Raw genomic sequence first — 22836 nt, 5'->3', positions numbered from 1 at the left:
CAACGTCCTCATAAACGAATCGACAGGCCATCGGCCAGGGATTGGCGATAGGCGCGCCAAGCCGGCACGCTGCCCATCAGCAACGCGGCGATCAGGATGCCACCGAGCAGCGTCCATTCATACTCGCTCGGCCAGGACAGCGGAAGGAACAGGCCGTAGTTGGCTTGCACGTACCCTTGGGCCGCCGCGATGCACACATACAGCAACGCCACACCGGCGATCACGCCCGACAGTGCCAGGGCAAAGGCTTCGAGCACCAACAGCGTTGCGATGTGCCATGGCCGAGCACCCACCGAGCGCAGGATCGCCATTTCCCGGCGGCGTTCGTTGAGGCTGGTGAGAATGGCCGTGAGCATGCCGATCAACCCGGTCAGTACCACAAACAGCGAGACCACGAACAGGGCTTTTTCCGCCGTGCCCATCAGGCTCCACAGCTCTTGCAGCGCCACGCCCGGCAGGATCGCCAGCATCGGCTCGCCGCGGAATTCGTTGATTTCCCGTTGCAGGGCAAAGGTCGAAATTTTGTTGTTCAGACCGAGCATGAACGCGGTGATCGCTTGTGGCGTGAGGTCCATGTTGCGCGCCTGATCGGCGGTGATGCGCCCCTCGCCCCGAGCCGGTACGCCGTTATGCCAGTCGATGTGAATCGCTTCCATCCCACCGAGGCTGATGTGCAACGTGCGGTCCACCGGCGTGCCGGTGCGCTTGAGAATACCGACCACGGTGAACGGTTTGTCATCGTGCTTGACCAGGCTGATCGCCGCCACGCCGTGGGCCAGCACCAGTTTGTCACCGAGTTTGTAGTGCAGTGCCTCGGCCACTTCGGCACCGAGCACCACTTCGAACGGGTCGGTTTCGAAGGCGCGGCCATCGCTCAATTGCAGGTGTTGCTGGCGGCCGTACCGGTAGTGCTCGAAGTAGGCTTCGGTGGTGCCCATCACCCGGTAGCCGCGATGGGAGTCGCCGAGGGACATCGGGATCGCCCACTTCACTTTCGGGTTGCTGGCGAAATGTTCGAAGCTGTCCCAGCGGATATTGTTGGTGGCGTTGCCGATGCGGAACACCGAATACAGCAACAGGTTCACCGAGCCTGAGCGGGCACCGACGATCAGGTCGGTGCCGCTGATGGTGCTGGCGAAACTGGCCTTGGCTTCGGTGCGCACGCGCTCCACCGCCAGCAGCAGGCACACCGAGAGGGCGATGGCGAAAGCCGTGAGGATCGCGGTGAAGCGGCGGTTAGCCAGGCTGGCCATGGCTAGACGAAACAGATACATCTCAGACCTCGTACGGGGTCGCGGCGCGATTGAGTTCAGCCAGCGACAGGTTGTGGTCGAACAGCGGCGCCAGGCTCTGGTCGTGGCTAACGAACAACAGGCTCGACCCGGCGTCGCGGCACTCGGCGAACAGCAGGCGAATGAAATTCTCGCGGGCGTCGTAATCGAGGGCCGAGGTCGGCTCGTCGGCGATCACCAGTTCCGGTTGACCGATCAGCGCGCGGGCGGCGGCGACCCGTTGCTGCTGGCCGATGGACAACGAATCGGCGCGGCGACCGAGGATGCTTTCATCCTTCAAACCCAAGTGGGCGAGCAGCGTGGCGGCGGCTTTGTCGACGCTGCCGTGACGTTGTTTCGCCCGTTGGGCGCGCAGTTTCGAGAAGTGGCAGGGCAGTTCGACGTTTTCACGCACCGACAGAAACGGCAGCAGGTTGAACTGCTGGAAGATGTAGCCGGTGTGATCGACGCGGAAGTGGTCGCGGGCGCCGGCCGAGAGTTGCGTCAGTTCCTGGCCGAGCAGGCGGATGCTGCCGCGATCCGGTTTTTGCACACCGCCGAGCAGGCCGAGCAGGGTGGTCTTGCCGCTGCCACTGGGGCCTTTGAGGAACAGGGTTTCGCCGCGCTCCAGGCGAAACGCCGGGATGTCCAGCAGCGGCGGGTGACCGGGCCAGCTGAAGCCCAGGTCGGACAGTTCGATGAGTGCTTGGGTCATGTGAAACCGGTCTGGTTGGTGGTGAACCCTGTGGGAGCGGGCTTGCTCGCGAATGCGGTGTGTCAGAGACATTGATGCAAACTGATACGGCGCTTTCGCGAGCAAGCCCGCTCCCACATTTGATTTGCGGTGGATCAGAATTTCAGTGCAGCAGCCTTGGCCGTCACATCAACCCCTTGCTGCCCGCTCGGGCCGATCAGTTGTACCTGAATTTTTTGGGTGGCCGGGAAGCTGGTGAAAATATTCGTCAGGTCCAGGGTCTTCAGCGCGTCTGGCGTGGCGCAGGTGAACTGATAGCGAGCGTTGATTTCGCTGTGATCATGGTGATGTTCGTGGCCGTCTTTGTCCTTGGCGTCTTCATTGTGATCATCGTCGGCCTCGGGCTGGCCGCCGAACAGCGGGCTTTCCAGATCCTGGTTCTCCACCACGCAACCGGCGGGTTTCGGCAGGTTGAACAGGGCCAGTGGTTGCTCAAGTCGAGCACGGACGGCGGCGACTTTGGCTTTGTCTGCTTCGCTGGTGGCGACGTGCTCGAAACCCACCAGGTTCATGGCCGGGCTTTCCAGCTCCAGTTCCAGGGTCTTGCCGTCCAGCGCCGCGTTCAGGCGTCCCACGCCATGTTCGTGGGCGCTCAGGCTGCCATGTTCATGATCGTGTTCGTCGGCGGCATGGGCGACAGCCAGCGGCAACATGGCAAACGGCAGGGCGAGAAGCAGACGACGCATGGCGAGTCTCCGAAAAGTAAAATGAAGAAAATGTTATGTAATCTTATAACGTAAGTGCGGAGAGTTTGACTGCCTGCTTGGCGTTGCACAAGTCCCATGGGAGCATGCCGGGAAGAAATGTGCGGGAGCAGACCTATGTTGCGAATTCGCGGAAGCATCGGCGACTGGCCGGTGGATTTGACCCTGGAGATGGACGACGCGGACTGGGCGCGATTAGGGGCGCAGTTGCAGGTAGAAAAATCCCCGGTCAGCGCCCCTGTGGCGAAACCGCTGAATCAGGATGATGCGCTGTGGCAGATCGCCCGGGATTTGCTGCGTAAGGCCGGACAGTTGAGTGGGCCGGATTTGCTCGATCAATTGGAAGGCCTGACCGGCAGTGCGGCGGCGGGCAAACGCCTGTTGGTGCGCTTGCGCCATTGTGCGGATGTGAAAGTGGAAAGCGGCGGCGATACACCGTTGTACCGCTGGTTGTAGGAGCGAGCTTGCTCGCTCCTACAAGGGCAATTCAATACAGCGCGGCAAACAACTTGCGACGGTAGGTGCTCACCAACGGGTGATCGTTGCCCAGCAACTCGAACACCTGCAGCAAGGTCTTGTGCGGCAAGCCTTCGCTGTAGCTGCGGTTGCGGGTGAACAGCTTGAGCAATGCATCCAGCGCGGCGTCGTACTGCTGACGGGCCAGTTGCTGGATTGCCAGTTGATAGACCGCCTCATCGTCCAGCGGGTCTTTCGCCAGCCGGGCCTTCAGGTCGGCGGCATCCGGCAAGTCCTTGGCCAAACCGAGAAACTTGATCTGTGCCTTGGCGCCGGCCAGCGCGGCCTTGTGCTCGTCGCTCTTGACCGCATCGAGCACGGCTTGCGCTTCGCCCAGTTCACCGCGCTCGGTCAGGCAGCGGGCGTAGAGAATCAGTGCCTTGGCGTTGGTGTTGTCTTCACCCAGGATCACTTTGAGTAGCGCTTCGGCATCGGCAAAACGGCTGTCGTCGAACAGCGCCTGGGCCTGCTCGAACGGATCGGCGGCGGCCGGTGGCGGCATCTGCACATGGGGTTCGAGCAGGGCGCGCACGGCGGATTCCGGCTGGGCACCGGCAAAGCCGTCGACAGGCTGGCCGTCCTTGAAAAGCACCACGGTCGGCAGGCTGCGGATGCCGAAGCGGGCGACGATGTCTTGCTCGAGGTCGCAGTTGACCTTGGCCAGCAGCAACTCACCCTGATAGCTCTCGGCAATGCTCTGCAACATCGGCATCAGTACTTTGCAGGGCGCGCACCATTCGGCCCAGAAATCCACCAGCACCGGCTTGTGGAAAGAGTTCTCGATCACCGACTGGTCGAAATCGGCAGTCGTGGCGTCGAAGATGTACGGCGTTTCCTGACTCATGGGCAATCTCGTAGAAGCGTGAATTGGGCAACTATACGGCTTGGTGGGGGGCGGCCGGAAGCGGTTGGCCGTGAGAGGTGTGTTGCCTGACAGGGCGCCTTCGCGGGCAAGCCCGCTCCCACAGGGATTGAAGTCGCCACAAGATGTGTGGTTCACACCAACCATTGTGGGAGCGGGCTTGCTCCGGGCGGCGATCCGACGAAGCTTTTAACTAGCGCTGTGCATGGTAGAGGCTCACATGCCGAAACTCGTGGGGCTCGGCCAGATCCGGCAGGGTCATCGCCTCCAGCATCTCTATGCGCCGGTACAACGGATGGCGAAAATCCCGCACTCGGGAATCCGCCACCAGCGCCTCTCGGCCGCGGCTGAGGAACTGGTCGAGCAGCGGCAGGTTCGCCCGGTCGTACAGTACATCCGCCACCAGGATCAGATCGAAGCGATCGGCCTCGGCGAAAAAGTCTGTCGAATAATTAAGCTGCACATCATTGAGCTCGGCATTGGCCCGACAAGCGGCAATCGCCAGTGGGTCGAGGTCGCAGGCCAGCACTTCCATCGCCCCGGCCTTCGCCGCAGCAATCCCCGCCACCCCGGAACCGGCACCGAAATCCAGCACCCGTTTGCCTTCGACCCAATGCGGGTTTTCGGCCAGATAGCGGGCCACGGCCAGACCACTGGCCCAGCAGAAACTCCAGTACGGCGGTTCATGCAAAATTCGCCGGGTCTCTTCCGGGCTGAAGGCGCGGTCCATATTGTCGCCGTCGATCAGCCACAACTTCAGGTCGGTCCCTGGTAACTCACAGGCGATCAATTGCGCATCACCGAGCAGTTCACCCAACGCCTTTTGCAGGTCGAGCGGTGCACTCATGGGGCTTTGACGAATTGCAGTTGGCCCAGGGCCTGGGTGGTCGGCTGGGTAATCAGCTGCGACGGCAGGTGCAGGATCAACTGCCCGGACTGACTGGCGCGGCCTCGCAGTTCAACGCGGGCCCCGGCCGGGAAGGATTGCGGATTGAAACGCAGGTGAAACGCCAGCACCTGGTTGTTGCCGATCAGGCTGGAACTGGCGAGCAATTGTTGCGGGCGATCCTTATCGTCGATCACCAAAAGCGCCAGTTCGACTTCAGCGCCGGCCGGTACGCCTTGCAAGGTGCCGCTCAGTTCACGCTGATGGGCGGGCAGGGGGCCAAGCTCGGCGGCCTCCCGGGCTTTCTTCTGCGCTTGCTGTGGCGCCGGGCCAGGCGTTGGCGGCTGGGGCTTGGGTGCATCGCTGCCGCAAGCCACCAGCAGGCTGAAAACACTGAGCAAAATGAGCGGACGTAACGACATTGCTGGCTCCATAAAGCTGAATTCCATGGATCAAGTGATCATCCCGTCTGTATACCGCAAACCCTATGGCTTGTCTTGCCACCGGGATGCGCTACCATGGCCCTCCCTTTTTTTGTTGCCTGCCACCATGCACTGTCCCTTCTGCGGTGCCAACGACACCAAGGTCATCGACTCGCGTCTGGTCGCCGAGGGCGAACAGGTGCGCCGCCGGCGTGAATGCCTGGCCTGCGGCGAGCGTTTCACGACGTTCGAGACGGCTGAACTGGTGTTGCCGCGCCTGATCAAAACCGACGGCAGTCGCCAGCCGTTCGACGAAGAAAAACTCCGCGCCGGCATGCAGCGGGCGCTGGAAAAGCGCCCGGTGAGTGTCGAGCGCCTCGAATCGTCGCTGGTGCACATCAAACACAAACTGCGCGCCACGGGCGAGCGCGAGGTCAAATCCCTCGTGGTCGGCGAACTGGTGATGGCCGAGCTGCAGAAGCTCGACGAAGTCGCCTACATCCGCTTCGCTTCGGTATATCGCCGCTTCCAGGACCTCAACGAGTTCCGCGAAGAGATCGATCGCCTGGCCCGTGAACCGGTGAAAGAATGAACACGCCCGCAGAACTTGCCATCCTCGATGCTCATTTCATGGCCCGCGCCCTGGAACTGGCGCGCAAGGGGCAGTACACGACGCACCCCAATCCGCGGGTCGGTTGCGTGATCGTGCAGGGCGGCCAGATTGTCGGCGAAGGCTGGCACGAGCGCGCCGGTGAGCCCCACGCCGAAGTCCACGCCTTGCGCGCGGCCGGTGAGCAGGCTCGTGGCGCTACCGCTTATGTAACGCTTGAGCCTTGCAGCCACCACGGCCGTACGCCGCCCTGTGCCGATGCGCTGGTGAATGCCGGTGTGGCCCGCGTGGTCGCGGCGATGCAGGACCCGAACCCGGAAGTCGCCGGTCGCGGTCTGCAACGTCTGGCCCAGGCCGGCATCGCCACCGAAAGCGGCGTGCTGGAAGGCGAGGCGCGCAAGCTCAATCAAGGTTTCCTGAAACGCATGGAACACGGCTTGCCGTTCGTGCGGGTCAAGCTGGCCATGAGCCTGGACGGTCGCACCGCGATGGAAAGCGGTGAAAGCCAGTGGATCACCGGCCCGGCGGCGCGTTCGGCGGTACAACGGCTACGTGCCCAGGCGAGCGTGGTGCTGACCGGCGCCGATACGGTGTTGGCGGACAATGCTCGGTTGACCGTGCGCGCCGATGAGCTGGGGCTGGATGCAGAGCAAACCGCCTTGGCCATGAGCCGTCCGCCGCTGCGGGTGCTGGTCGACGGACGCCTGCGGGTGCCGCTGGATGCACCGTTCTTCAAGGCCGGCCCGGCGCTGGTCGCGACCTGCGTGGCGGTGGAAGAGCAATACGCCAATGGCCCGGAATGCCTGATCGTGCCCGGCTACGACGGCCAGGTCGATTTGCGCCAGCTGCTGGTTGAGCTCGCCGCCCGTGGCGTCAATGAGGTGTTGGTCGAGGCCGGTCCGCGTCTGGCAGGTGCTTTCGCCCAGCTCGGGCTGGTGGACGAGTTCCAGATTTTCATTGCCGGCAAGTTCCTGGGTTCCTCGGCGCGGCCGCTGCTGGACTGGCCGCTCGCGCAAATGAAGGATGCGCCGGAACTCAAAATCACCGAAATTCGTGCAGTTGGCGATGACTGGCGAGTCATCGCCATCCCAGTGCCAGTAGCAAGCGTATAATTTCCGGCCATCGCTATAGCGCTGGCTTTGTTCTCGAGGAGAACCTCATGTTTACCGGCATCATCGAATCCATCGGCAGTATTCGTGCATTGACCCCAAAGGGCGGTGATGTGCGGGTACACGTCGAAACCGGCAAGCTCGATCTGAGCGACGTCAAGCTGGGCGACAGCATCGCGGTCAATGGCGTGTGCCTGACAGCCGTTGAATTGCCGGGCAACGGCTTTGCGGCGGACGTCAGTCGCGAAACCCTCGACTGCACCGCCATGAACGACCTGAAAAGCGGCAGCCCGGTCAATCTGGAAAAAGCCCTGACCCCGACCACTCGCCTCGGCGGGCATCTGGTCAGTGGTCACGTCGACGGCGTGGGCGAAGTGGTTGCCCGTACCGAGAACGCGCGGGCCGTGGAATTCCGCATCCGCGCGCCGAAGGACCTGGCCAAGTACATTGCCCATAAAGGCTCGATCACCGTCGACGGCACCAGCCTGACCGTGAACGCAGTCGATGGCGCCGAGTTCCTGCTGACCATCATTCCCCACACCCTGAGCGAAACCATCATGGCGTCGTATCAGCCGGGTCGCCGGGTGAACCTGGAAGTGGACTTGCTGGCCCGTTATCTGGAGCGCCTGCTGCTGGGCGACAAGGCCGCAGAGCCTGCAAAATCCGGAAACATCACTGAAAGCTTTCTGGCCGCCAACGGCTACCTCAAATCCTGACTCAAGGGGGTGCCTTGTGGCGCTCAATAGCATCGAAGAACTGGTTGAAGACATCCGCCAAGGCAAGATGGTCATCCTCATGGATGACGAAGACCGCGAGAACGAAGGCGACCTGATCATGGCCGCCGAGTGCTGCAAGCCTGAGCACATCAACTTCATGGCCAAGCACGCCCGTGGCCTGATCTGCATGCCGATGAGCCGCGAGCGCTGCGAACTGCTCAAGCTGCCGTTGATGGCGCCGCGCAATGGTTCCGGTTTTGGCACCAAGTTCACCGTATCGATCGAAGCGGCCACCGGCGTGACCACCGGCATCTCCGCCGCCGACCGCGCGCGCACCGTGCAGGCCGCCGCCGCCCGTGATGCCAAGGCTGAAGACATCGTCAGCCCGGGCCACATCTTCCCGCTGATGGCCCAGGCCGGCGGCACCCTGGCCCGTGCCGGCCACACCGAAGCGGCGTGCGACCTGGCGCGCATGGCCGGTTTCGAGCCGAGCGGCGTGATCTGCGAAGTGATGAACGACGACGGCACCATGTCCCGTCGCGCCGAGCTGGAAGCTTTTGCCGCCGAACACGACATCAAGATCGGCACCATCGCCGACCTGATTCACTACCGGATGATCCACGAACGTACCGTTCAGCGGATTGCCGAGCAGCCACTGGACAGCGAACTGGGCCAATTCAACCTGGTGACCTATCGTGATTCGGTGGAAGGCGACGTGCACATGGCGCTGACCCTGGGCAACGTGTGTGCCGAAGAGCCGACCCTGGTTCGCGTGCACAACATGGACCCGCTGCGTGACCTGCTGATGGTCAAGCAGCCGGGCCGCTGGAGCCTGCGGGCCGCCATGGCCACGGTTGCCGAGGCCGGCAGCGGCGTGGTGCTGTTGCTCGGTCACCCGCTCGATGGCGACGTGTTGCTGGCGCATATCCGCGAAACCGCCGATCACGCCGCGGTGAAAAAACCGACCACCTACAGCACTGTCGGTGCCGGTTCGCAGATCCTGCGGGACCTGGGCGTGCGCAAAATGCGCCTGATGTCGGCGCCAATGAAATTTAATGCGATATCCGGTTTCGATCTGGAAGTTGTAGAATACGTGCCCTCCGAATAATGACCGGTTGTTTCCGGCCTTGAATTCGCGGTTCAAATATCACCGAGGGGCGCGTACGAGACGCGTCCCGGCTCTTTAAGAGATCTATCGAATGACCCTGAAGACCATCGAAGGTACCTTCATCGCCCCTAAAGGCCGCTACGCTCTGGTAGTGGGCCGTTTCAACAGCTTCGTCGTTGAAAGCCTGGTCAGCGGTGCAGTTGATGCCCTGGTTCGCCACGGCGTGAGCGAAAGCGACATCACCATCATCCGCGCACCTGGCGCCTTCGAAATTCCGCTGGTTGCGCAGAAAGTCGCCCAGAAAGGCGAATTCGCGGCAATCATCGCCCTGGGCGCGGTCATTCGTGGCGGCACTCCGCACTTCGAATACGTGGCTGGCGAATGCACCAAGGGCCTGGCCCAGGTGTCCATGGAGTTCGGCGTTCCTGTCGCCTTCGGCGTCCTGACCGTTGATTCCATCGAGCAAGCCATCGAACGTTCCGGCACCAAGGCCGGCAACAAAGGTGCTGAAGCTGCCCTGTCCGCTCTGGAAATGGTCAGCCTGCTGGCGCAGTTGGAGGCCAAGTGATTAGCGACGAAAGCGATCGTTTCAACCCGCGCGATCCAAAGCCTGCGGATGCCGGCAAGCCATCGAAAAGCGTCAAGCGTCGCGAAGCCCGTCAGCTCGCGACCCAGGCGCTGTACCAATGGCACATGGCCAAGCAATCGCTGAACGAGATCGAAGCGCAGTTCCGGGTCGATAACGATTTCACCGATGTCGACGGCGCCTACTTCCGCGAGATCCTGCACGGGGTTCCGCAGTTCAAGACCGAAATCGACACCGCGCTCACGCCATGTCTGGATTTGACCATCGAAGAGCTGGACCCGGTTGAACTGGCGGTTCTGCGCCTGTCCACCTGGGAACTGCTCAAGCGCGTCGACGTGCCGTACCGCGTTGTGATCAACGAAGGTATCGAACTGGCCAAGGTCTTCGGTTCCACCGACGGCCACAAGTTCGTCAACGGTGTGCTCGACAAGCTGGCCCCGCGTCTGCGTGAAGCTGAAGTCAAGGCGTTCAAGCGCTGATCGGCGCTTGCAACTGCTATGGGTGAGTTTGAACTGATCCGTAACTTCTTCGCCGCTGCGCCTTGTGCGCAGGGCGGCGAAGGCGTTGCCCTCGGGATTGGCGATGACTGCGCCTTGCTGGCTGTTCCTCCCGGGGAGCAGTTGGCGATTTCTACCGATACGTTGGTGGCCGGCGTGCATTTCGCCGATCCCTGCGATCCGTTTCTGCTCGGTCAGCGCTCGCTGGCCGTAGCCGTCAGCGACCTGGCCGCCATGGGCGCCACTCCGGTTGCCTTTACCCTTGCCCTGACCTTGCCGACGGTGACCGCCGATTGGCTGCAAGCCTATGCCCGCGGTTTGAACCAGATGGCGCAAAGTTGCGGCGTGGCGCTGGTGGGTGGCGACACGACCCGCGGGCCGCTGAGCCTGACCATGACCGTGTTCGGGCGCGTACCGGCCGGTCTGGCGCTGACCCGCAGCGGTGCGCAACCGGGCGACCTGCTGTGTGTCGGCGGCAACCTGGGCAATGCCGCCGGTGCCTTGCCCTTGGTGCTCGGCCAGCGCACAGCGCAAGCGAGCATTGCCGAGCCGTTGCTGGCGCATTACTGGTCGCCGCAACCGCAGCTCGGTTTGGGTCAGGCGCTACGGGGCAAGGCCACTTCGGCAATGGATATCTCCGACGGCTTGCTCGCTGATTGCGGGCATATCGCGCTGGCTTCGAAGGTCGGTATCGAAGTCGAGCGGGATCGTTTACCGCTGTCGCAGAGCCTGGTCGACTTTCTCGGTCAATCGGACGCACAGGTTGCGGCCCTGAGCGGCGGCGACGATTACGTCCTGGTTTTCACTTTACCGTCCGTCGAGTTGCCGCTATTGCTGGGCGCTGGCTGGCCGATCCATGTAATCGGGCAGGTGGTGACGGGGCAGGGCGTGAGGCTGCTGGACGCCGATGGCAAAGACATCACCCCGCAAACCCGGGGTTATCAACATTTTCGGGAGTCACCGTGACAGATCATCCCAAACAGGTCCCGGCGGAGTTCGTACCGCCGTCGGTCTGGCGTAATCCATGGCATTTCCTGGCGTTCGGCTTCGGCTCGGGCACCTTGCCAAAGGCGCCCGGCACTTGGGGGTCGTTGGTTGCGCTGCCCTTTATTCCGTTGTGGCAAATGCTGCCCGACTGGGGTTACTGGCTGATGCTGGGCATCACCATGCTGTTCGGTTTCTGGCTGTGCGGCAAAGTGGCCGACGATTTGCGGGTACACGACCATGAAGGCATCGTCTGGGACGAAATGGTCGGGATGTGGATCACCCTGTGGCTGGTGCCGGAAGGCTGGCAGTGGTTGCTGGCGGGTTTCCTGATGTTCCGCTTCTTCGACATTCTCAAGCCATGGCCGATTCGCTGGATTGACCGGCACGTACATGGCGGCGTCGGCATCATGCTCGATGATGTCCTGGCCGGGGTGTTCGCCTGGTTGGCGATGCAGGGGCTGGTGTGGTTTTTCGCCTGATCGAGGGGGGCCAGGCGTTAATCAGGAGAACGGTTAATCGGGGGGAGGCACGGGTGGCGGTGACGAGTGGCAAGGTGAAGACAGTTGCTCCCACATTGATTGTGGCGGCGTATATCAAACATTTTGATGGTTATCGCCGATAATTCAGCCTAAGCGTCCTCCGGAACCTGCTGTTACAATGCCGGCTCTGCGAATCTTCAGACTTTTAGATCAGGAGCACACCGGTGCCTGTCGTTTTTGTCGCCGCTTCCAAGCTGCCAACGCCTTTTGCGCAATTCACCATGCATGGCTTTCTCGATGAAGCCACCGGCCGCGAGCACGTTGTGCTGAGCCTGGGTGAATTCGACGACGGTGCCCCGGTACTCGGCCGGTTGCACTCCGAATGCCTGACGGGCGATGCCCTGTTCAGCCAGCGTTGCGACTGCGGCTCGCAACTGGAGGCCGCCTTGCAGGCCATCGCCCGTGAAGGTCGTGGCGTCTTGCTCTACCTGCGCCAGGAAGGCCGGGGCATTGGCCTGCTGAACAAGATCCGCGCCTATGAGCTGCAGGACGGTGGCGCCGATACCGTCGAAGCCAACGAGCGCCTGGGCTTTGCCGCCGACCAGCGTGACTACGCCATGTGCCTGCCGATGCTGGAGCACCTGGGCGTGAAGTCCCTGCGCCTGATGACCAACAACCCGCGCAAGGTCAAGGCTTTGACCGACATGGGTATCGTGGTCGCCGAGCGCGTGCCGCTGCACACCGGCCACAACCCGCATAACCGACTCTACCTGGCGACCAAGGCCAGCAAGCTAGACCACATGATGGGCAATGAGCATCAGGGCGAGGTAGACCGGGCGTGACCCGCGGTCAGGTGCGGCGGCGACTGTCGGTCAACTGGTGGCAATACCTGGCACTGGCCCTGTTGCCGCTGTTTGTGATCAACGCGCTGTTCGGCCAGAGCGAAGCCATTCTGCCGGTGCTGGCGATGCCGTTGTTCATCGCCGGAGTCGCCTCGATGTTTGTCAGCCTGAAGTTTTTCGGCGCCTACAAACACGCGCTGATCGCCACCCAGAAAGCCCTCGATACCCCTGAAGAACCTGCCGCCTGGATCAGTCTGGCGGCCAAGCGGCGCACGGCATTCCTGGCCGCCGGACTGCCGGCCTGGATCGGTGCCCTGGCGGTGTTCGTCGGTCTCGAAGCCGTGCCGCTGTTGCTGCTGGCACTGTCGACCGCGGTGCTGTTCTACCTCTACCGTATTCCGCGTCAACTCGGTTGATGCGCGCGCGCTGGCTGGCGGTGTTGCTGCTGGCCGCCAGCGCCTCGGCATTCGCGGTCGAGCGGGTTGTCAGCCTGGCACCGTCGCTCTCTGAAATCGTCGTTGAACTGGGCTCCGCCGACCTCCTGGTCGGTGTGCTGGACGCCGGTGAGCGACCTGCCGAACTCAAGGGCCTGCCCTCCGTTGGCCGCTATGGCCAGCTGGACATGGAGCGCTTGCTCAGCCTGAAACCCGATCTGTTGCTGCTATGGCCCGGTAGCGTCGGACCGGCCCAGCGTGACCAGCTCAAGCGCCTGAATATTCCCACTTTCGTCGCCGAACCCCACAGCCTGGACCAGCTCGCCGCACAGATCGAGACCATTGCCGCTCAGCTCGGTCGGCCTGAACGCGGAATTTCGTTGGCCACTGATTTACGCCAGCGGCTGGATGAATTGCGCCAACGCTATCGGCGGGATCAGCCACTACGGGTGTTCTATCAGGTGTGGGATCGACCGCTGTACACGGTGGGTGGCGAGCAGATCATCAGTGATGCGCTGGAGGTCTGCGGCGCGCACAACGTGTTTGCCGACCTGACACTGCCTGCACCGCAAGTCAGTGTGGAAGCCGTGTTGCAGCGTAATCCCGAGGTGATTCTGGTCAGCGATCAGGCGCAACTTGATGCGTGGAAAGCCTGGCCGCAGGTGGCGGCCGTGGCACAGGGACAGTTGCGCCTGGTCACGGATAAGGGGTTGGAACGGCCGAGTGGGCAGATGATCGAGGCGACTGCAAAGCTTTGTCATTTGATTGCGCCCGACCGCTGAGACCGAGTTGACTGTTTCGCGAGCAAGCCCGCTCCCACAGGATCGCGCTAAACCTGTGGGAGCGGGCTTGCCCGCGAAGAGGTCGGCCCAGACAGTACAAGGTCCGGCTCAGATCTCCGGCGTCCAGGTCACCCCGAACATCCACGCCCGACCTTCCTCGCGATACCCATACTGGCTACCTTGGTAGCTGTACAACGCCCGGCTGTAACCCTTGTCCAGCAGGTTATCGACCTTCAGTTGCAGCCTGATTTCACGATTGAGCTCCCAGCTGCTGCGCAGTCCCAACAAGGCATAGCCGCCAAGCGGCTGTTGATTGTTCAGGTCGTCATAGCTGCTGCTGACCGCTTGCCAACTGGCGCCGAGGCCCAGGCGATCGAATTGCCGATCCAGGTCCAGGCTCAAGGTGCGCCGCGCACGACGGGCCAGGGTATGGCCAGTGTCGCGATCCCGCGGGTCGATGATCGCCACGCCAAGGTTGCTCTGCCAGCCGAACAACTCCTGCTTCAATGCCGCTTCAAAACCGTTGATCCGCGCCGAGGCAACGTTTTCGGGGCGCGAGTTGCTGCCGAAGATAATCGCGTCTTCAAGGTCGGTGCGATACAGCGAAGCCTCCAGACGACTGCTCTCGGTCAACTGGCTGCGCCACTGCAGTTCATAGCTTTTCGAGGTTTCAGGCTTCAGGTCCGGGTTGCTGAAGTCCGGGTAATACAGATCGTTGAACGTCGGCGCGCGGAAGCCTTCGCTGTAGGTCAGCAGCATTTCGTTGTCCGGGTTCAGCGGCAGGGTGAAGGTGCCGCTCCAGGTATTCTGGCTACCGAACTGCTGGTTATCGTCGTGACGCAGGCCCAACTCCGTGGAGAAACTGTCCGCCTGAAAACGATGCTGGATAAACGCGGCGCGGTTCCAGCGGCTGTCTTCGTCATACGCCGTGCTGCTGTTGATCCGGTCTTCATACCAGTCGCCGCCCAGCAGCAGGCTATTGCGCTCGTTTAGCGTCAGGTCGTTTTGCCAGGTCACCGAGTCGCGATACGTGTTGAACACCGTGCGTTCATCGCTGAGCTTGTCGAGGGGCTCCTCGCGGTTTTCGCTGTGGCCGAAATCAATGCGGGTTTTCCACAGGTCGTTGACCCGTGCATCGACATAGCTGCTGACGCTACTGACATCGAAGTTGCTGTAGGGCTGTTGCTGGACCGACGCGAACGGGCTGTCGAACTCGCTCTTGCCACGGTTATCCAGCACGTTGGCGCCGATCTCGACGTCATCGCCCAGGGCATGGCTCAAGCTCAGGCTGAACGACTGGTTGCGATACTCGTCATGGTCGCCGTCGCTGGGGTGTGACTGGTGGGTGCGATTGATCCCGGCGCTGTCGTCGAGGCTGGCGCCGAGGTTGAAGCGGGTTCGCTCATCCCCACCGGACAGGCCAAGGCTGTGCTCCCAGGTCTGGTTGCTGCCAAAACCCGTGTGCAAACGCGGTTGCAGGCCTTGTTCGCTACCACGGCGAGTGAAGATCTGGATCACCCCGCCAATCGCATCGCTGCCATAAATCACCGAGCGGGAGCCGCGCAGCACTTCCACGCGCTCGACTTGCTCGATATTGATGTGTTGCAGGTTGCTGTCGCCGGAGGTCGAGCTGCCGATGCGCTGGCCGTCCACCAACACCAGGCTCTGGGCCGACTGGGTGCCGCGGATGTATACACCCGGAAGGCTGCCGCGCCCACCCGTTTGCGAAACCTGCACACCCGGCACCCGACGTAGCAGATCGGTAACGCTGTCGGGTTGCAGGCGATCGATGTCCTCGCGGGTGAACACCGTGTTGGCGGCGCTGCTGTCGTTGCGCGCTTCGACCTGGCGGTTGGCGCTGATCAATACGTCGGGCAGCTTCAATGCCTGGTCGCGTTCGAAGGTGTCGGCAAGCAGCTGGCCAGCCGGCAGCAGAGCCAGCGTCAGGGCGAGGGGGGAGAGTTTCATTGGCAGTCCGTTGGTGCTTCGTGGCGCACACAAATCAAATGTGGGAGCGGGCTTGCTCGCGAAGGCGGAGTGTCAGTCAACTTTCCAGTTGAATGATCCGACGCTTTCGCGAGCAAGCCCGCTCCCACAGGGTATTGCGATTAGATGTTGAGCAGTTGCAAGCGCTCGCGAATGGACGCTTCGATTCCCGCCTCATCCAGGCCGCACTCGGCCAGCATTTGCGCAGGCTTGGCGTGTTCGACGTAAATGTCCGGCAAGCCCAGGTGCAGCATCGACTTGAGGATGTTCTCGCGAGCGAGGAATTCGCTGACCGCACCACCGGCGCCGCCCATGATCGCGTTTTCTTCGACGGTCACCAGCAGATCGTGGCTGCCGGCGATTTCGCGAACCAGTGCTTCATCCAGCGGCTTGACGAAACGCATGTCGACCACCGTCGCGTCCAGCGTTTCGGCGACTTTCAGGGCTTCGGCCAGTTGCACGCCGAATACCAGCAGGGCGACTTTGCTGCCTTGGCGGCGGACTATGCCTTTGCCGATCTCGATCGGTTCGAGGTCTTTCTCGATGGTCGCGTTCGGGCCGTTGCCGCGCGGGTAACGCACCGCCGCCGGGCCTTCGTACAGGTGGCCGGTGGTGAGCATCTTGCGCAGCTCGTTTTCATCGCTCGGGGTCATCACCAGCATGCCGGGAATGCAGCGCAGGAACGACAAATCGAAGCTGCCGGCGTGGGTCGGGCCGTCTTCGCCCACCAGGCCTGCACGGTCGATGGCGAACAGCACGTCGAGATTCTGCACCGCCACATCGTGGACAAGCTGGTCGTAGCCGCGCTGCAGGAAGGTCGAATAGATGGCCACCACGGGTTTGGCACCTTCGCAGGCCATGCCGGCCGCGAGGGTGACGGCGTGCTGCTCGGCAATGGCCACGTCGAAGTAACGCAGCGGGAAACGTTCGCTGAAGGCAACCAGGTCCGAGCCTTCCTTCATCGCCGGGGTAATCCCGACCAGGCGCGGATCGGCCGCCGCCATGTCGCACAGCCATTCGCCGAACACACCGGAGTACTTCGGCCCGCTGGCCTTCTTCGGCGCGGCGGCCGGAGCGTCCAGCGGTTCGAGTTTGGTGATGGCGTGGTAACCGATCGGGTCGACTTCCGCCGGAGCGAAGCCTTTGCCTTTCTTGGTGACGACGTGCAGGAACTGCGGACCTTTCAGGTCGCGCATGTTGCGCAGGGTGGCGATCAGGGTCGGCAGGTCGTGGCCATCGATCGGGCCGATGTAGTTCCAGCCCAATTCTTCGAACAGCGTGCCGGGAACCAGCATGCCTTTGGCATATTCTTCGGTCCGGCGAGCGATTTCCCAGGCGCCGGGCAGGCGCGACAACACTTTTTTGCTGCCTTCGCGCATGCTCGCGTAGGTGCGGCTGGAAAGGATCTTCGCCAGGTAGTTCGACAAGCCACCGACGTTGCGCGAGATCGACATGTCGTTGTCGTTGAGGATCACCAGCATGTTGGCGTCCACTTCCGGCGCATGGTTCAGCGCCTCGAACGCCATGCCCGCGGTCAGCGCGCCGTCGCCGATCACCGCGATCGCCTTGCGCTCGCTGTTTTGCAGGCGGGCGGCAATCGCCATGCCCAGCGCTGCACTGATCGAGGTGCTGGAGTGGCCGACGCCAAAGGTGTCGTATTCGCTCTCGGAGCGGCGCGGGAACGCAGCGACGCCGTCCTTCTGGCGCAGGGTGCCCATGCGCTCGCGACGACCGGTGAGGATCTTGTGTGGATAAGCCTGATGACCCACGTCCCACACCAGCCGGTCGTCCGGGGTGTCGAAGACGTAATGCAGCGCAATGGTCAGCTCGATCACGCCCAGGCCGGCACCGAAATGCCCACCGGTCTGGCCGACCGTGTAGAGCAATTCCAGGCGCAACTCATCGGCCAGGGTTTCCAGCTCGGCTTCGCCTAACCGGCGCAGGCCGTCCGGCGTGTTCGCGCGGTCGAGCAGGGGCGTGGTCGGGCGCTTGCGGGGAATCTCATGAAACGTCGTGGGCATCAGGCGAATCGTTATAGGTATAAAAGATGCGGCAGTTTACCTGATGCATCGCCCCCTGCCCACGCGTTGGGCTTTTTTGGCGCAATCGCCTTCAGCTGCGGCGATCGACGATATACCGGGCCAGATCACGCAAGGGCTCGGCCGCCGCGTCAAACGGTCGCAGCGCGTGCAGGGCCTGGTCGCGCAGCTCCAGGGCATAGGCCTTGGCGGCGTCGAGGCCGAGCAGGGCCGGGTAGGTCGGCTTGTCCCGGGCAATGTCGGCGCCCTGGCGTTTGCCGAGGGTTTCGGTATCGCTTTCGACGTCGAGAATGTCGTCCTGCACCTGGAATGCCAGGCCGATGGCCTGTGCATAAGTCTGCAGGGACTTGAGTTCGTCTTTCTCGGCACGGCCGCTGGCCAGGGCACCGAGCTTGACGCTGACTTCGATCAACGCACCGGTCTTGTGCCGGTGCATGTACTCCAGGGCTTTCTGGTCAAGCTTCAGACCGACCGAGCCGAGGTCGATGGCCTGACCGCCGACCATGCCCGCCGGGCCTGCCGCCAGCGCCAAGGCACTGACCATCTGCAGGTGGATCTCGGTGTCCAATGTGCTCAGGCGTGGGTCGAGCAGGGCGCTGAAGGCCAGACTCTGCAAACCGTCGCCGGCGAGGATTGCGCAGGCTTCATCGAATTTCTTGTGGGTGGTGGGCTGGCCGCGACGCAGATCGTCATCGTCCATCGCCGGCAAATCGTCATGTACCAGCGAATAGGCGTGGATCAGCTCCACCGCACAGGCTGCGCCGTTGGCTTGCTCGGCCTTGCCGCCCAACGCTTCGCACGCGGCGTAGGCCAACAGTGGGCGCACGCGTTTGCCGCCATTCATCACGCTGTAGCGCATGGCTTCATACAGCCGCGCCAGCTCCGGGCTCGGTGCCGTGAACAGGGTTTCCAGAGCCGCATTGACGCGGGCCTGGCTGCTTGCCGAGTACGCTGCAATCATTCTGGCTGATCCGCGTCGAAGGGTTCCTCGGCCAACTCGCCATCACGCTCGAGCAGCACCTGAACCTTTTGCTCGGCCTGGGCCAGCGCCGCCTGGCAATCGCGGGTCAGACCGATGCCTTGCTCGAAAGCGGCCAGCGAGTCTTCCAGCGACAATTCGCCATTCTCCAGACGCTCCACCAGCGTTTGCAGGTCGGCGAGGGACTGTTCGAAATCCAGTGCAGCTTTTTTGCGGGCCATGGCGGCGATTTCCGGTTGACGTTAAACCGGCGCGACACTAGCAGATAGGGGGTTCATGGGCAAATGAGCGGGGTGGTTGGTGCAAGGGTTTCAGCGCTCAGGATGCGCTTGGTCGGGATATTTGATCTGGTAGCGAGTACTGCGCCCGCCACCCGGCAGGCGTTGCAGGCAATCCTTCTCCAGCAGTTCCGCCAGATGCCGGGTCGCGGTCGCTTTGGAGACTTTCGCCACGGCCTGATACTGCGCCGCACTGATCCCGCCTTCGAATCCACGCTCCCCTCCGTCCAGCAAACGATTCAGTACTTTGGTCTGCTCGGTCGACAGCTCGGACTCCCGGTGCGCCTGCCAGAAGCGCGCTTTGCCCAGCACGGATTCGATCCGTGCCATGGCTTGTTGCAAGCTGCGCAATAGAGTTTGCAGGAACCATTCGAGCCAAACCGTAATGTCCGTGTTGGATTTCTGGCAGGTTTCCAGCACCCGGTAATAGCCAGATCGATCCTCGAGAATACTCGCCGACATGGCATAAAAACGGATCGCCTGAGCCTCGCCTTGAGCCAATGCAAGGTCGGTGATCGTCCTGGTCAGGCGACCGTTGCCGTCGTCAAACGGGTGGAGTGTGACAAACCAGAAGTGTGCGATGCCAGCTCGCAGCACAGGGTCGGGCCCGGACTGATTTCGGCTGGTTTCAAACCATTCGAGGAAGGCATCGAGTTGGCGCTCAAGGCCCAGGCGAGGCGGTGCTTCGAAGTGCACGGTCGGTCTGTCGAGACGACCGGAAACCACTTGCATTGGATCATCGCCGCGCAAAGCACCTACACGAATGCTTTGCGCGGCCAAGCCAATTTCCTGTTCTGGAAACAGCCATTCATGCCAATCCAGCAATCGTTCAAGTGTCAGCGGCTCGGCGAAATGCCGGGTAGCATCGAGCATTAATTGCGCGAGCCCTTCACTGCGCTTGCTGACGTTGTCGCCATCATTGAGTTCCAACCCCAATCGCCGCGCCAATGAAGAACGAACTGAACCGACATTCAGCTGTTCGCCTTCAATCGCCGACGAGGTGACGATGTTCTGCAGCAATGCATCCAGTTCACTTTGCGCGCTCAGCGAACTGCCCACGGAACTGGCCATGCCCATTAGCCGGCCTTGTCCTTGAACGCACTCGCGTAACAAAGGCGCCAGGCGTTCGGCATTCCAGGTGAACCCCGGCCAATCAGGCTGCTGCCATATCCATTGAGGTGTCATGAACTTGATGCTCTAAGTGGGGTGAGCCGATTGGAAAGGATATTCGGCTCACATAATGAGCCGAATATGGCGCGTATTCGGCTCACCGTCCACCCGTAACCGTGATTCCCGCCGCAATTTCGGAGCCATCCGATTGTTAAAAAACACCCGAATGGCTAACCTTTGCGCCATCTACGACCCAATAGTCACGGGTCTTTCAGACGAAACGCAGTATCGACATCTGCAATGCGCTCAGGATCAGGCGCAAGGTTTCGTCATGCATGGCAGGAGGCGTCGCATGCGCTCATTTCTTTTGCTGCTGATCGGGCTGGTTTTCGCGCCCGTGATTCTGGCCGCGCCGAATGCCGAGTTGTCGGAACCGGTGGGCGGCTGGCGTTACAACGGTCTGCTGGACCGTAGCGAATACCCGCAAGTCGCCTATCCCACGCCACCCATCGACCGGGGTGTGCAGCGCAATCGCACGATGATCGAAGGTCGGCTCAAGGCGATCGGCACCCAGCGCGGGCCGCATACCTTGGCGGTCAACGGCAATCCGCTGAATCTCTATACCGACGAGCAAGGGCATTTCGCCCGGCCCTATGCGTTTGGCGCCGGTTCCAACAGCGTCGAAGTGCGCAGCGCCGAAGGCCAGTCCCTCAAGCGTGTTCAATTCTATGAAGCCAACAACCTGCGCACCCCGGCGCGGATTCGCGTGGTACTGGGTTGGGACGATCCGAAAGCCGAACTCGACCTGCATATTGTCACGCCAGATGGCCAGCATGCCTTCTGGGCGCACTCGGCCTTGACCAATGGCGGCGGCCTCGACCCTGACGGCGTCGATGGCCCGGGTCCGGAAATGTTCACCATGACCGCACCGCAGCGTGGCACTTATCTGGTTTACGTGAACTATTGGGGCAACTTCGGCAGCGGCGGCTATAACTTCGATGAGTCCGGCAACCAGAACGAGGTGATCACCTCGCAGATCAACCTGGTGCTCAACGAAAACACCGTCGATGAAAAGCGCGAGACCTTCATCGTGCCCCTGCGCGCAATCGGCGACCTGCTGCTGGTCAAGACTTTCAACTACTAAGCATCCCCGCTCCACGGATGAACATCGGGTTTTGTGAACATGAGTGATTGCACTGTTACTCCGGCCGCTGGCGAACCAGCGGCCAAACCTTCCTTGCATTGGCCGACGCTGCTGATCGGAATATGCCTGGTCATTGGCGTGGCCGGTGGGTTGGGGTGGTTCATGCACAAGCCCAGGGCCCCGGCGCCTGTGTTGGCCAGTGACAAACTGGGCATGAGCCGCCCCGATGGCCTGCTGGAAACTCATTCCCTGAGCCAGTTGCCCAAGGACTTGCTGGCGGTGCCGTTCCTCAAGGAAACCCTGACCGAAGATTTCGTCTTCTATTACGAAACCCACGTCGACCGCCTGGGGTTGATCGGCAGCTTGCGGCGGATCATCTACGAACATGACCTGAAACTGCAGGACACCTTGATCGAGCAACTGTTCGATCAGCCTGCCGACGTAGCGTTGTGGCGCGGGGCGGATGGGCGACTCAAGGATTTCCTGCTGGTGATGGATCGCGGCGGGCTGGCCAAGGTGCTGGAGCCGCTGGCCAAAGTGGCGCTGGACGACTCGCAGTTGAGCAAAGTCACTGACGTGAAAGTCGGTGCCGACGACGTGGCGTTCTATCAACTCAGTTACAACGCGAGCAAGGCGCTGCTGTTCGCGTCCCATGGCAACAAACTGGTGGTGCTGTCCAACCCGGCGAAACTCTACGATCCGCAGAGCGGTGCAACGGAGGAGCCGGGCAGCGTGTCGACCACGGCTATTGCCGCGTTGCTCAATGGCGACAAACTGTTCCCCGAAGCCTTCGGCCTGCCGCCGCGCGCACCGGAGGTGAAACAACGTCTGTCGGTCAATGCCAGTGTGTTGGCCATGGGGTATCAGCGCTTCATTCCGAATTTCGCCGGTCTGCGTTTCGACATGGACGACAAGGGCTGGCACAGCTTCCTGGCCATGGATGAACTGGAGAATCAACCGGACTTCGATTTCAAACCGATCTGGCAAGCCATGCCCATGGGCGCCAGCGCTTGCGTGGCGCTGCCGCTGGCTGCCGAACAACAGACACCGCTGCTGGTGAAACTCGGTGCGCAGGAGAAGGTGGCCCAGGCGCTGACCGAACACATGGCCGGCGCGGCGGGGCTTTGCTGGTATGCCGATTCGCGGTTGTACACACCCTTGCTGGTGGCCAGCCTCAACGATGCCGACAGCGGCAAACTCGATGGGGATTTGGGCAGCCTGTTCGGCTCGATGGTCGGTGCCTACGAGAGCAATGTCGAAGTAGGCGCCTTCCCGGTGGTGGAAAAACAGGAAGGCCAGAGCCATCAGTGGCAACGCCAGGTCAGCTCCAGTTTCGGTCCTTATGCGGCCAAGGAAGCTGAAGCCCCCGATGCCATTACCGGCAAGGCGTTCATGAAAGTCAGTCTGGCGCGGCATGGTTCAACCTTGCTGTTTTCCCTAGACGACAAACTCGTGGACAAAGCCCTCGGCACCCTCGACAAACGCTTCCCGCCGATGGCCGACGTGGTACCGAAAGACCTGCTGATGCCGGTCTATTTCGGCCCGGACTCGATGGCGCAACTGATGCAGCAGGAAACCCTCGACAGCCTGCCCCAGGGCATGGAGCCGGTGTTCTACAACGCCGCGCAAACCTACCTGATCCCGAAACTGCGCAAGCTCGGCGGCTACGGCAAATATGCCCTGACATTGCCCGAAGGCAGCGAGCCCGACGGCCACTGGCAGTGGCTGGCACTGG

At 62.0% G+C, this 22836-nt stretch carries 25 protein-coding genes; 14 read left to right on the top strand and 11 right to left on the bottom strand.

Annotated features, from left to right (window positions below; all coding sequences use genetic code 11):
• Positions 1–8 precede the first annotated feature (8 nt).
• From PMI34_RS01855 to PMI34_RS01865, 3 genes are all read right to left on the bottom strand, one after another.
• Positions 9–1274, bottom strand: a complete 1266-nt coding sequence (locus PMI34_RS01855; protein ID WP_008053848.1) for an ABC transporter permease — start codon at positions 1272–1274, stop codon at positions 9–11.
• Position 1275: 1 nt separating this feature from the next.
• Complete coding sequence (locus PMI34_RS01860) at positions 1276–1986, bottom strand: ABC transporter ATP-binding protein (protein WP_008053847.1); 711 nt, start codon at positions 1984–1986, stop codon at positions 1276–1278.
• A gap of 134 nt (positions 1987–2120) precedes the next feature.
• Positions 2121–2711: a DUF2796 domain-containing protein gene (locus tag PMI34_RS01865; RefSeq protein WP_008053846.1), complete on the bottom strand. Its 591-nt coding sequence runs from the start codon at positions 2709–2711 to the stop codon at positions 2121–2123.
• 135 nt (positions 2712–2846) lie between these two features.
• On the opposite strand from PMI34_RS01865, the gene PMI34_RS01870 reads away from it, so the two are divergent.
• Complete coding sequence (locus tag PMI34_RS01870) at positions 2847–3185, top strand: hypothetical protein (RefSeq protein WP_008053845.1); 339 nt, start codon at positions 2847–2849, stop codon at positions 3183–3185.
• Between the two features lie 31 nt (positions 3186–3216).
• On the opposite strand, the gene trxA is transcribed toward PMI34_RS01870, so the two are convergent.
• The 3 genes from trxA to PMI34_RS01885 form a co-directional block, all read right to left on the bottom strand.
• Positions 3217–4089, bottom strand: coding sequence for a thioredoxin (gene trxA / locus PMI34_RS01875; RefSeq protein WP_008053844.1), 873 nt, complete (start codon positions 4087–4089; stop codon positions 3217–3219).
• A 211-nt stretch (positions 4090–4300) separates the two neighbouring features.
• Positions 4301–4954 carry a class I SAM-dependent methyltransferase gene (locus tag PMI34_RS01880; RefSeq protein WP_008053843.1) on the bottom strand — a complete coding sequence of 218 codons (654 nt, stop codon included), beginning with the start codon at positions 4952–4954 and terminating at the stop codon, positions 4301–4303.
• On the bottom strand, positions 4951–5415 hold the full coding sequence (locus PMI34_RS01885; protein WP_008053842.1) for a YbaY family lipoprotein: 465 nt from the start codon (positions 5413–5415) through the stop codon (positions 4951–4953). Before PMI34_RS01885 ends, PMI34_RS01880 begins: the two co-directional genes overlap by 4 nt.
• Positions 5416–5542: 127 nt before the next feature.
• On the opposite strand from PMI34_RS01885, the gene nrdR reads away from it, so the two are divergent.
• The 11 genes from nrdR (at position 5543) to PMI34_RS01940 (ending at position 13565) form a co-directional block, all read left to right on the top strand.
• A complete protein-coding gene (gene nrdR / locus PMI34_RS01890; protein ID WP_003228656.1) occupies positions 5543–6007 on the top strand; it encodes a transcriptional regulator NrdR in 465 nt (154 codons plus the stop codon).
• Positions 6004–7137 carry a bifunctional diaminohydroxyphosphoribosylaminopyrimidine deaminase/5-amino-6-(5-phosphoribosylamino)uracil reductase RibD gene (gene ribD, locus PMI34_RS01895; protein WP_008053840.1) on the top strand — a complete coding sequence of 378 codons (1134 nt, stop codon included), beginning with the start codon at positions 6004–6006 and terminating at the stop codon, positions 7135–7137. The genes nrdR and ribD overlap by 4 nt, the downstream gene beginning before the upstream one ends.
• 47 nt (positions 7138–7184) lie before the next feature.
• The gene (locus tag PMI34_RS01900) at positions 7185–7850 is read left to right on the top strand and encodes a riboflavin synthase (protein WP_007984458.1); all 666 of its coding nucleotides are present in this window, start codon (positions 7185–7187) and stop codon (positions 7848–7850) included.
• Positions 7851–7866: 16 nt separating this feature from the next.
• Complete coding sequence (ribBA, locus tag PMI34_RS01905; RefSeq protein WP_007984459.1) at positions 7867–8958, top strand: bifunctional 3,4-dihydroxy-2-butanone-4-phosphate synthase/GTP cyclohydrolase II; 1092 nt, start codon at positions 7867–7869, stop codon at positions 8956–8958.
• Positions 8959–9049: 91 nt separating this feature from the next.
• A complete protein-coding gene (gene ribH, locus PMI34_RS01910) occupies positions 9050–9526 on the top strand; it encodes a 6,7-dimethyl-8-ribityllumazine synthase (protein WP_003228649.1) in 477 nt (158 codons plus the stop codon).
• Positions 9523–10023 carry a transcription antitermination factor NusB gene (nusB, locus tag PMI34_RS01915; protein WP_008053839.1) on the top strand — a complete coding sequence of 167 codons (501 nt, stop codon included), beginning with the start codon at positions 9523–9525 and terminating at the stop codon, positions 10021–10023. The genes ribH and nusB overlap by 4 nt, the downstream gene beginning before the upstream one ends.
• 18 nt (positions 10024–10041) lie before the next feature.
• The gene (gene thiL / locus PMI34_RS01920) at positions 10042–11007 is read left to right on the top strand and encodes a thiamine-phosphate kinase (RefSeq protein WP_008053838.1); all 966 of its coding nucleotides are present in this window, start codon (positions 10042–10044) and stop codon (positions 11005–11007) included.
• Positions 11004–11507: a phosphatidylglycerophosphatase A family protein gene (locus tag PMI34_RS01925; protein WP_007970166.1), complete on the top strand. Its 504-nt coding sequence runs from the start codon at positions 11004–11006 to the stop codon at positions 11505–11507. The genes thiL and PMI34_RS01925 overlap by 4 nt, the downstream gene beginning before the upstream one ends.
• Positions 11508–11731: 224 nt before the next feature.
• On the top strand, positions 11732–12349 hold the full coding sequence (gene ribA / locus PMI34_RS01930; protein ID WP_008053837.1) for a GTP cyclohydrolase II: 618 nt from the start codon (positions 11732–11734) through the stop codon (positions 12347–12349).
• The gene (locus PMI34_RS01935) at positions 12346–12765 is read left to right on the top strand and encodes a hypothetical protein (protein ID WP_008053835.1); all 420 of its coding nucleotides are present in this window, start codon (positions 12346–12348) and stop codon (positions 12763–12765) included. Before ribA ends, PMI34_RS01935 begins: the two co-directional genes overlap by 4 nt.
• On the top strand, positions 12765–13565 hold the full coding sequence (locus PMI34_RS01940) for a cobalamin-binding protein (RefSeq protein ID WP_008053834.1): 801 nt from the start codon (positions 12765–12767) through the stop codon (positions 13563–13565). Before PMI34_RS01935 ends, PMI34_RS01940 begins: the two co-directional genes overlap by 1 nt.
• A gap of 108 nt (positions 13566–13673) precedes the next feature.
• Here the strand turns inward: PMI34_RS01940 and PMI34_RS01945 are convergent, their stop codons facing one another.
• The 5 genes from PMI34_RS01945 to PMI34_RS01965 all read right to left on the bottom strand — a co-directional run bounded on the left by PMI34_RS01945 (position 13674) and on the right by PMI34_RS01965 (position 20032).
• The gene (locus PMI34_RS01945; RefSeq protein ID WP_008053833.1) at positions 13674–15533 is read right to left on the bottom strand and encodes a TonB-dependent receptor domain-containing protein; all 1860 of its coding nucleotides are present in this window, start codon (positions 15531–15533) and stop codon (positions 13674–13676) included.
• Positions 15534–15673: 140 nt separating this feature from the next.
• Positions 15674–17572: a 1-deoxy-D-xylulose-5-phosphate synthase gene (gene dxs, locus PMI34_RS01950; protein WP_008053832.1), complete on the bottom strand. Its 1899-nt coding sequence runs from the start codon at positions 17570–17572 to the stop codon at positions 15674–15676.
• Positions 17573–17663: 91 nt separating this feature from the next.
• Positions 17664–18551, bottom strand: coding sequence for a (2E,6E)-farnesyl diphosphate synthase (gene ispA / locus PMI34_RS01955; RefSeq protein WP_008053831.1), 888 nt, complete (start codon positions 18549–18551; stop codon positions 17664–17666).
• Entirely contained in the window at positions 18548–18790 is a 243-nt protein-coding gene (locus tag PMI34_RS01960) for an exodeoxyribonuclease VII small subunit (protein ID WP_007970180.1), read from the bottom strand. Before PMI34_RS01960 ends, ispA begins: the two co-directional genes overlap by 4 nt.
• 90 nt (positions 18791–18880) lie before the next feature.
• On the bottom strand, positions 18881–20032 hold the full coding sequence (locus PMI34_RS01965) for a Fic family protein (protein ID WP_032829928.1): 1152 nt from the start codon (positions 20030–20032) through the stop codon (positions 18881–18883).
• Positions 20033–20309: 277 nt separating this feature from the next.
• Between PMI34_RS01965 and PMI34_RS01970 the strand changes: the two genes are divergently transcribed.
• Positions 20310–21101, top strand: coding sequence for a YfaP family protein (locus PMI34_RS01970; protein ID WP_008053829.1), 792 nt, complete (start codon positions 20310–20312; stop codon positions 21099–21101).
• 39 nt (positions 21102–21140) lie between these two features.
• Positions 21141–22836, top strand: a 1696-nt coding sequence (locus tag PMI34_RS01975) for a DUF2138 domain-containing protein (protein ID WP_008053828.1), incomplete at its 3' end; no start/stop codon positions are given.

The sequence above is a fragment of the Pseudomonas sp. GM74 genome (assembly GCF_000282455.1).
Lineage (GTDB): Bacteria > Pseudomonadota > Gammaproteobacteria > Pseudomonadales > Pseudomonadaceae > Aquipseudomonas.
This window is presented reverse-complemented; position numbering and strand designations above follow the sequence as displayed.

Bases quoted from the DNA above. Each gene is read 5' to 3' on its own strand.
- PMI34_RS01945 (WP_008053833.1), bottom strand. From the start codon at position 15,533: ATGAAACTCTCCCCCCTCGCCCTGACGCTGGCTCTGCTGCCGGCTGGC.
- PMI34_RS01885 (WP_008053842.1), bottom strand. From the start codon at position 5,415: ATGTCGTTACGTCCGCTCATTTTGCTCAGTGTTTTCAGCCTGCTGGTG.
- PMI34_RS01880 (WP_008053843.1), bottom strand. From the start codon at position 4,954: ATGAGTGCACCGCTCGACCTGCAAAAGGCGTTGGGTGAACTGCTCGGT.
- dxs (WP_008053832.1), bottom strand. From the start codon at position 17,572: ATGCCCACGACGTTTCATGAGATTCCCCGCAAGCGCCCGACCACGCCC.
- PMI34_RS01870 (WP_008053845.1), top strand. From the start codon at position 2,847: ATGTTGCGAATTCGCGGAAGCATCGGCGACTGGCCGGTGGATTTGACC.
- PMI34_RS01970 (WP_008053829.1), top strand. From the start codon at position 20,310: ATGCGCTCATTTCTTTTGCTGCTGATCGGGCTGGTTTTCGCGCCCGTG.
- ribH (WP_003228649.1), top strand. From the start codon at position 9,050: ATGACCCTGAAGACCATCGAAGGTACCTTCATCGCCCCTAAAGGCCGC.
- PMI34_RS01865 (WP_008053846.1), bottom strand. From the start codon at position 2,711: ATGCGTCGTCTGCTTCTCGCCCTGCCGTTTGCCATGTTGCCGCTGGCT.
- ispA (WP_008053831.1), bottom strand. From the start codon at position 18,551: ATGATTGCAGCGTACTCGGCAAGCAGCCAGGCCCGCGTCAATGCGGCT.
- trxA (WP_008053844.1), bottom strand. From the start codon at position 4,089: ATGAGTCAGGAAACGCCGTACATCTTCGACGCCACGACTGCCGATTTC.
- PMI34_RS01855 (WP_008053848.1), bottom strand. From the start codon at position 1,274: ATGTATCTGTTTCGTCTAGCCATGGCCAGCCTGGCTAACCGCCGCTTC.
- PMI34_RS01940 (WP_008053834.1), top strand. From the start codon at position 12,765: ATGCGCGCGCGCTGGCTGGCGGTGTTGCTGCTGGCCGCCAGCGCCTCG.
- PMI34_RS01860 (WP_008053847.1), bottom strand. From the start codon at position 1,986: ATGACCCAAGCACTCATCGAACTGTCCGACCTGGGCTTCAGCTGGCCC.
- PMI34_RS01960 (WP_007970180.1), bottom strand. From the start codon at position 18,790: ATGGCCCGCAAAAAAGCTGCACTGGATTTCGAACAGTCCCTCGCCGAC.
- PMI34_RS01965 (WP_032829928.1), bottom strand. From the start codon at position 20,032: ATGACACCTCAATGGATATGGCAGCAGCCTGATTGGCCGGGGTTCACC.
- PMI34_RS01900 (WP_007984458.1), top strand. From the start codon at position 7,185: ATGTTTACCGGCATCATCGAATCCATCGGCAGTATTCGTGCATTGACC.
- nrdR (WP_003228656.1), top strand. From the start codon at position 5,543: ATGCACTGTCCCTTCTGCGGTGCCAACGACACCAAGGTCATCGACTCG.
- ribD (WP_008053840.1), top strand. From the start codon at position 6,004: ATGAACACGCCCGCAGAACTTGCCATCCTCGATGCTCATTTCATGGCC.
- thiL (WP_008053838.1), top strand. From the start codon at position 10,042: ATGGGTGAGTTTGAACTGATCCGTAACTTCTTCGCCGCTGCGCCTTGT.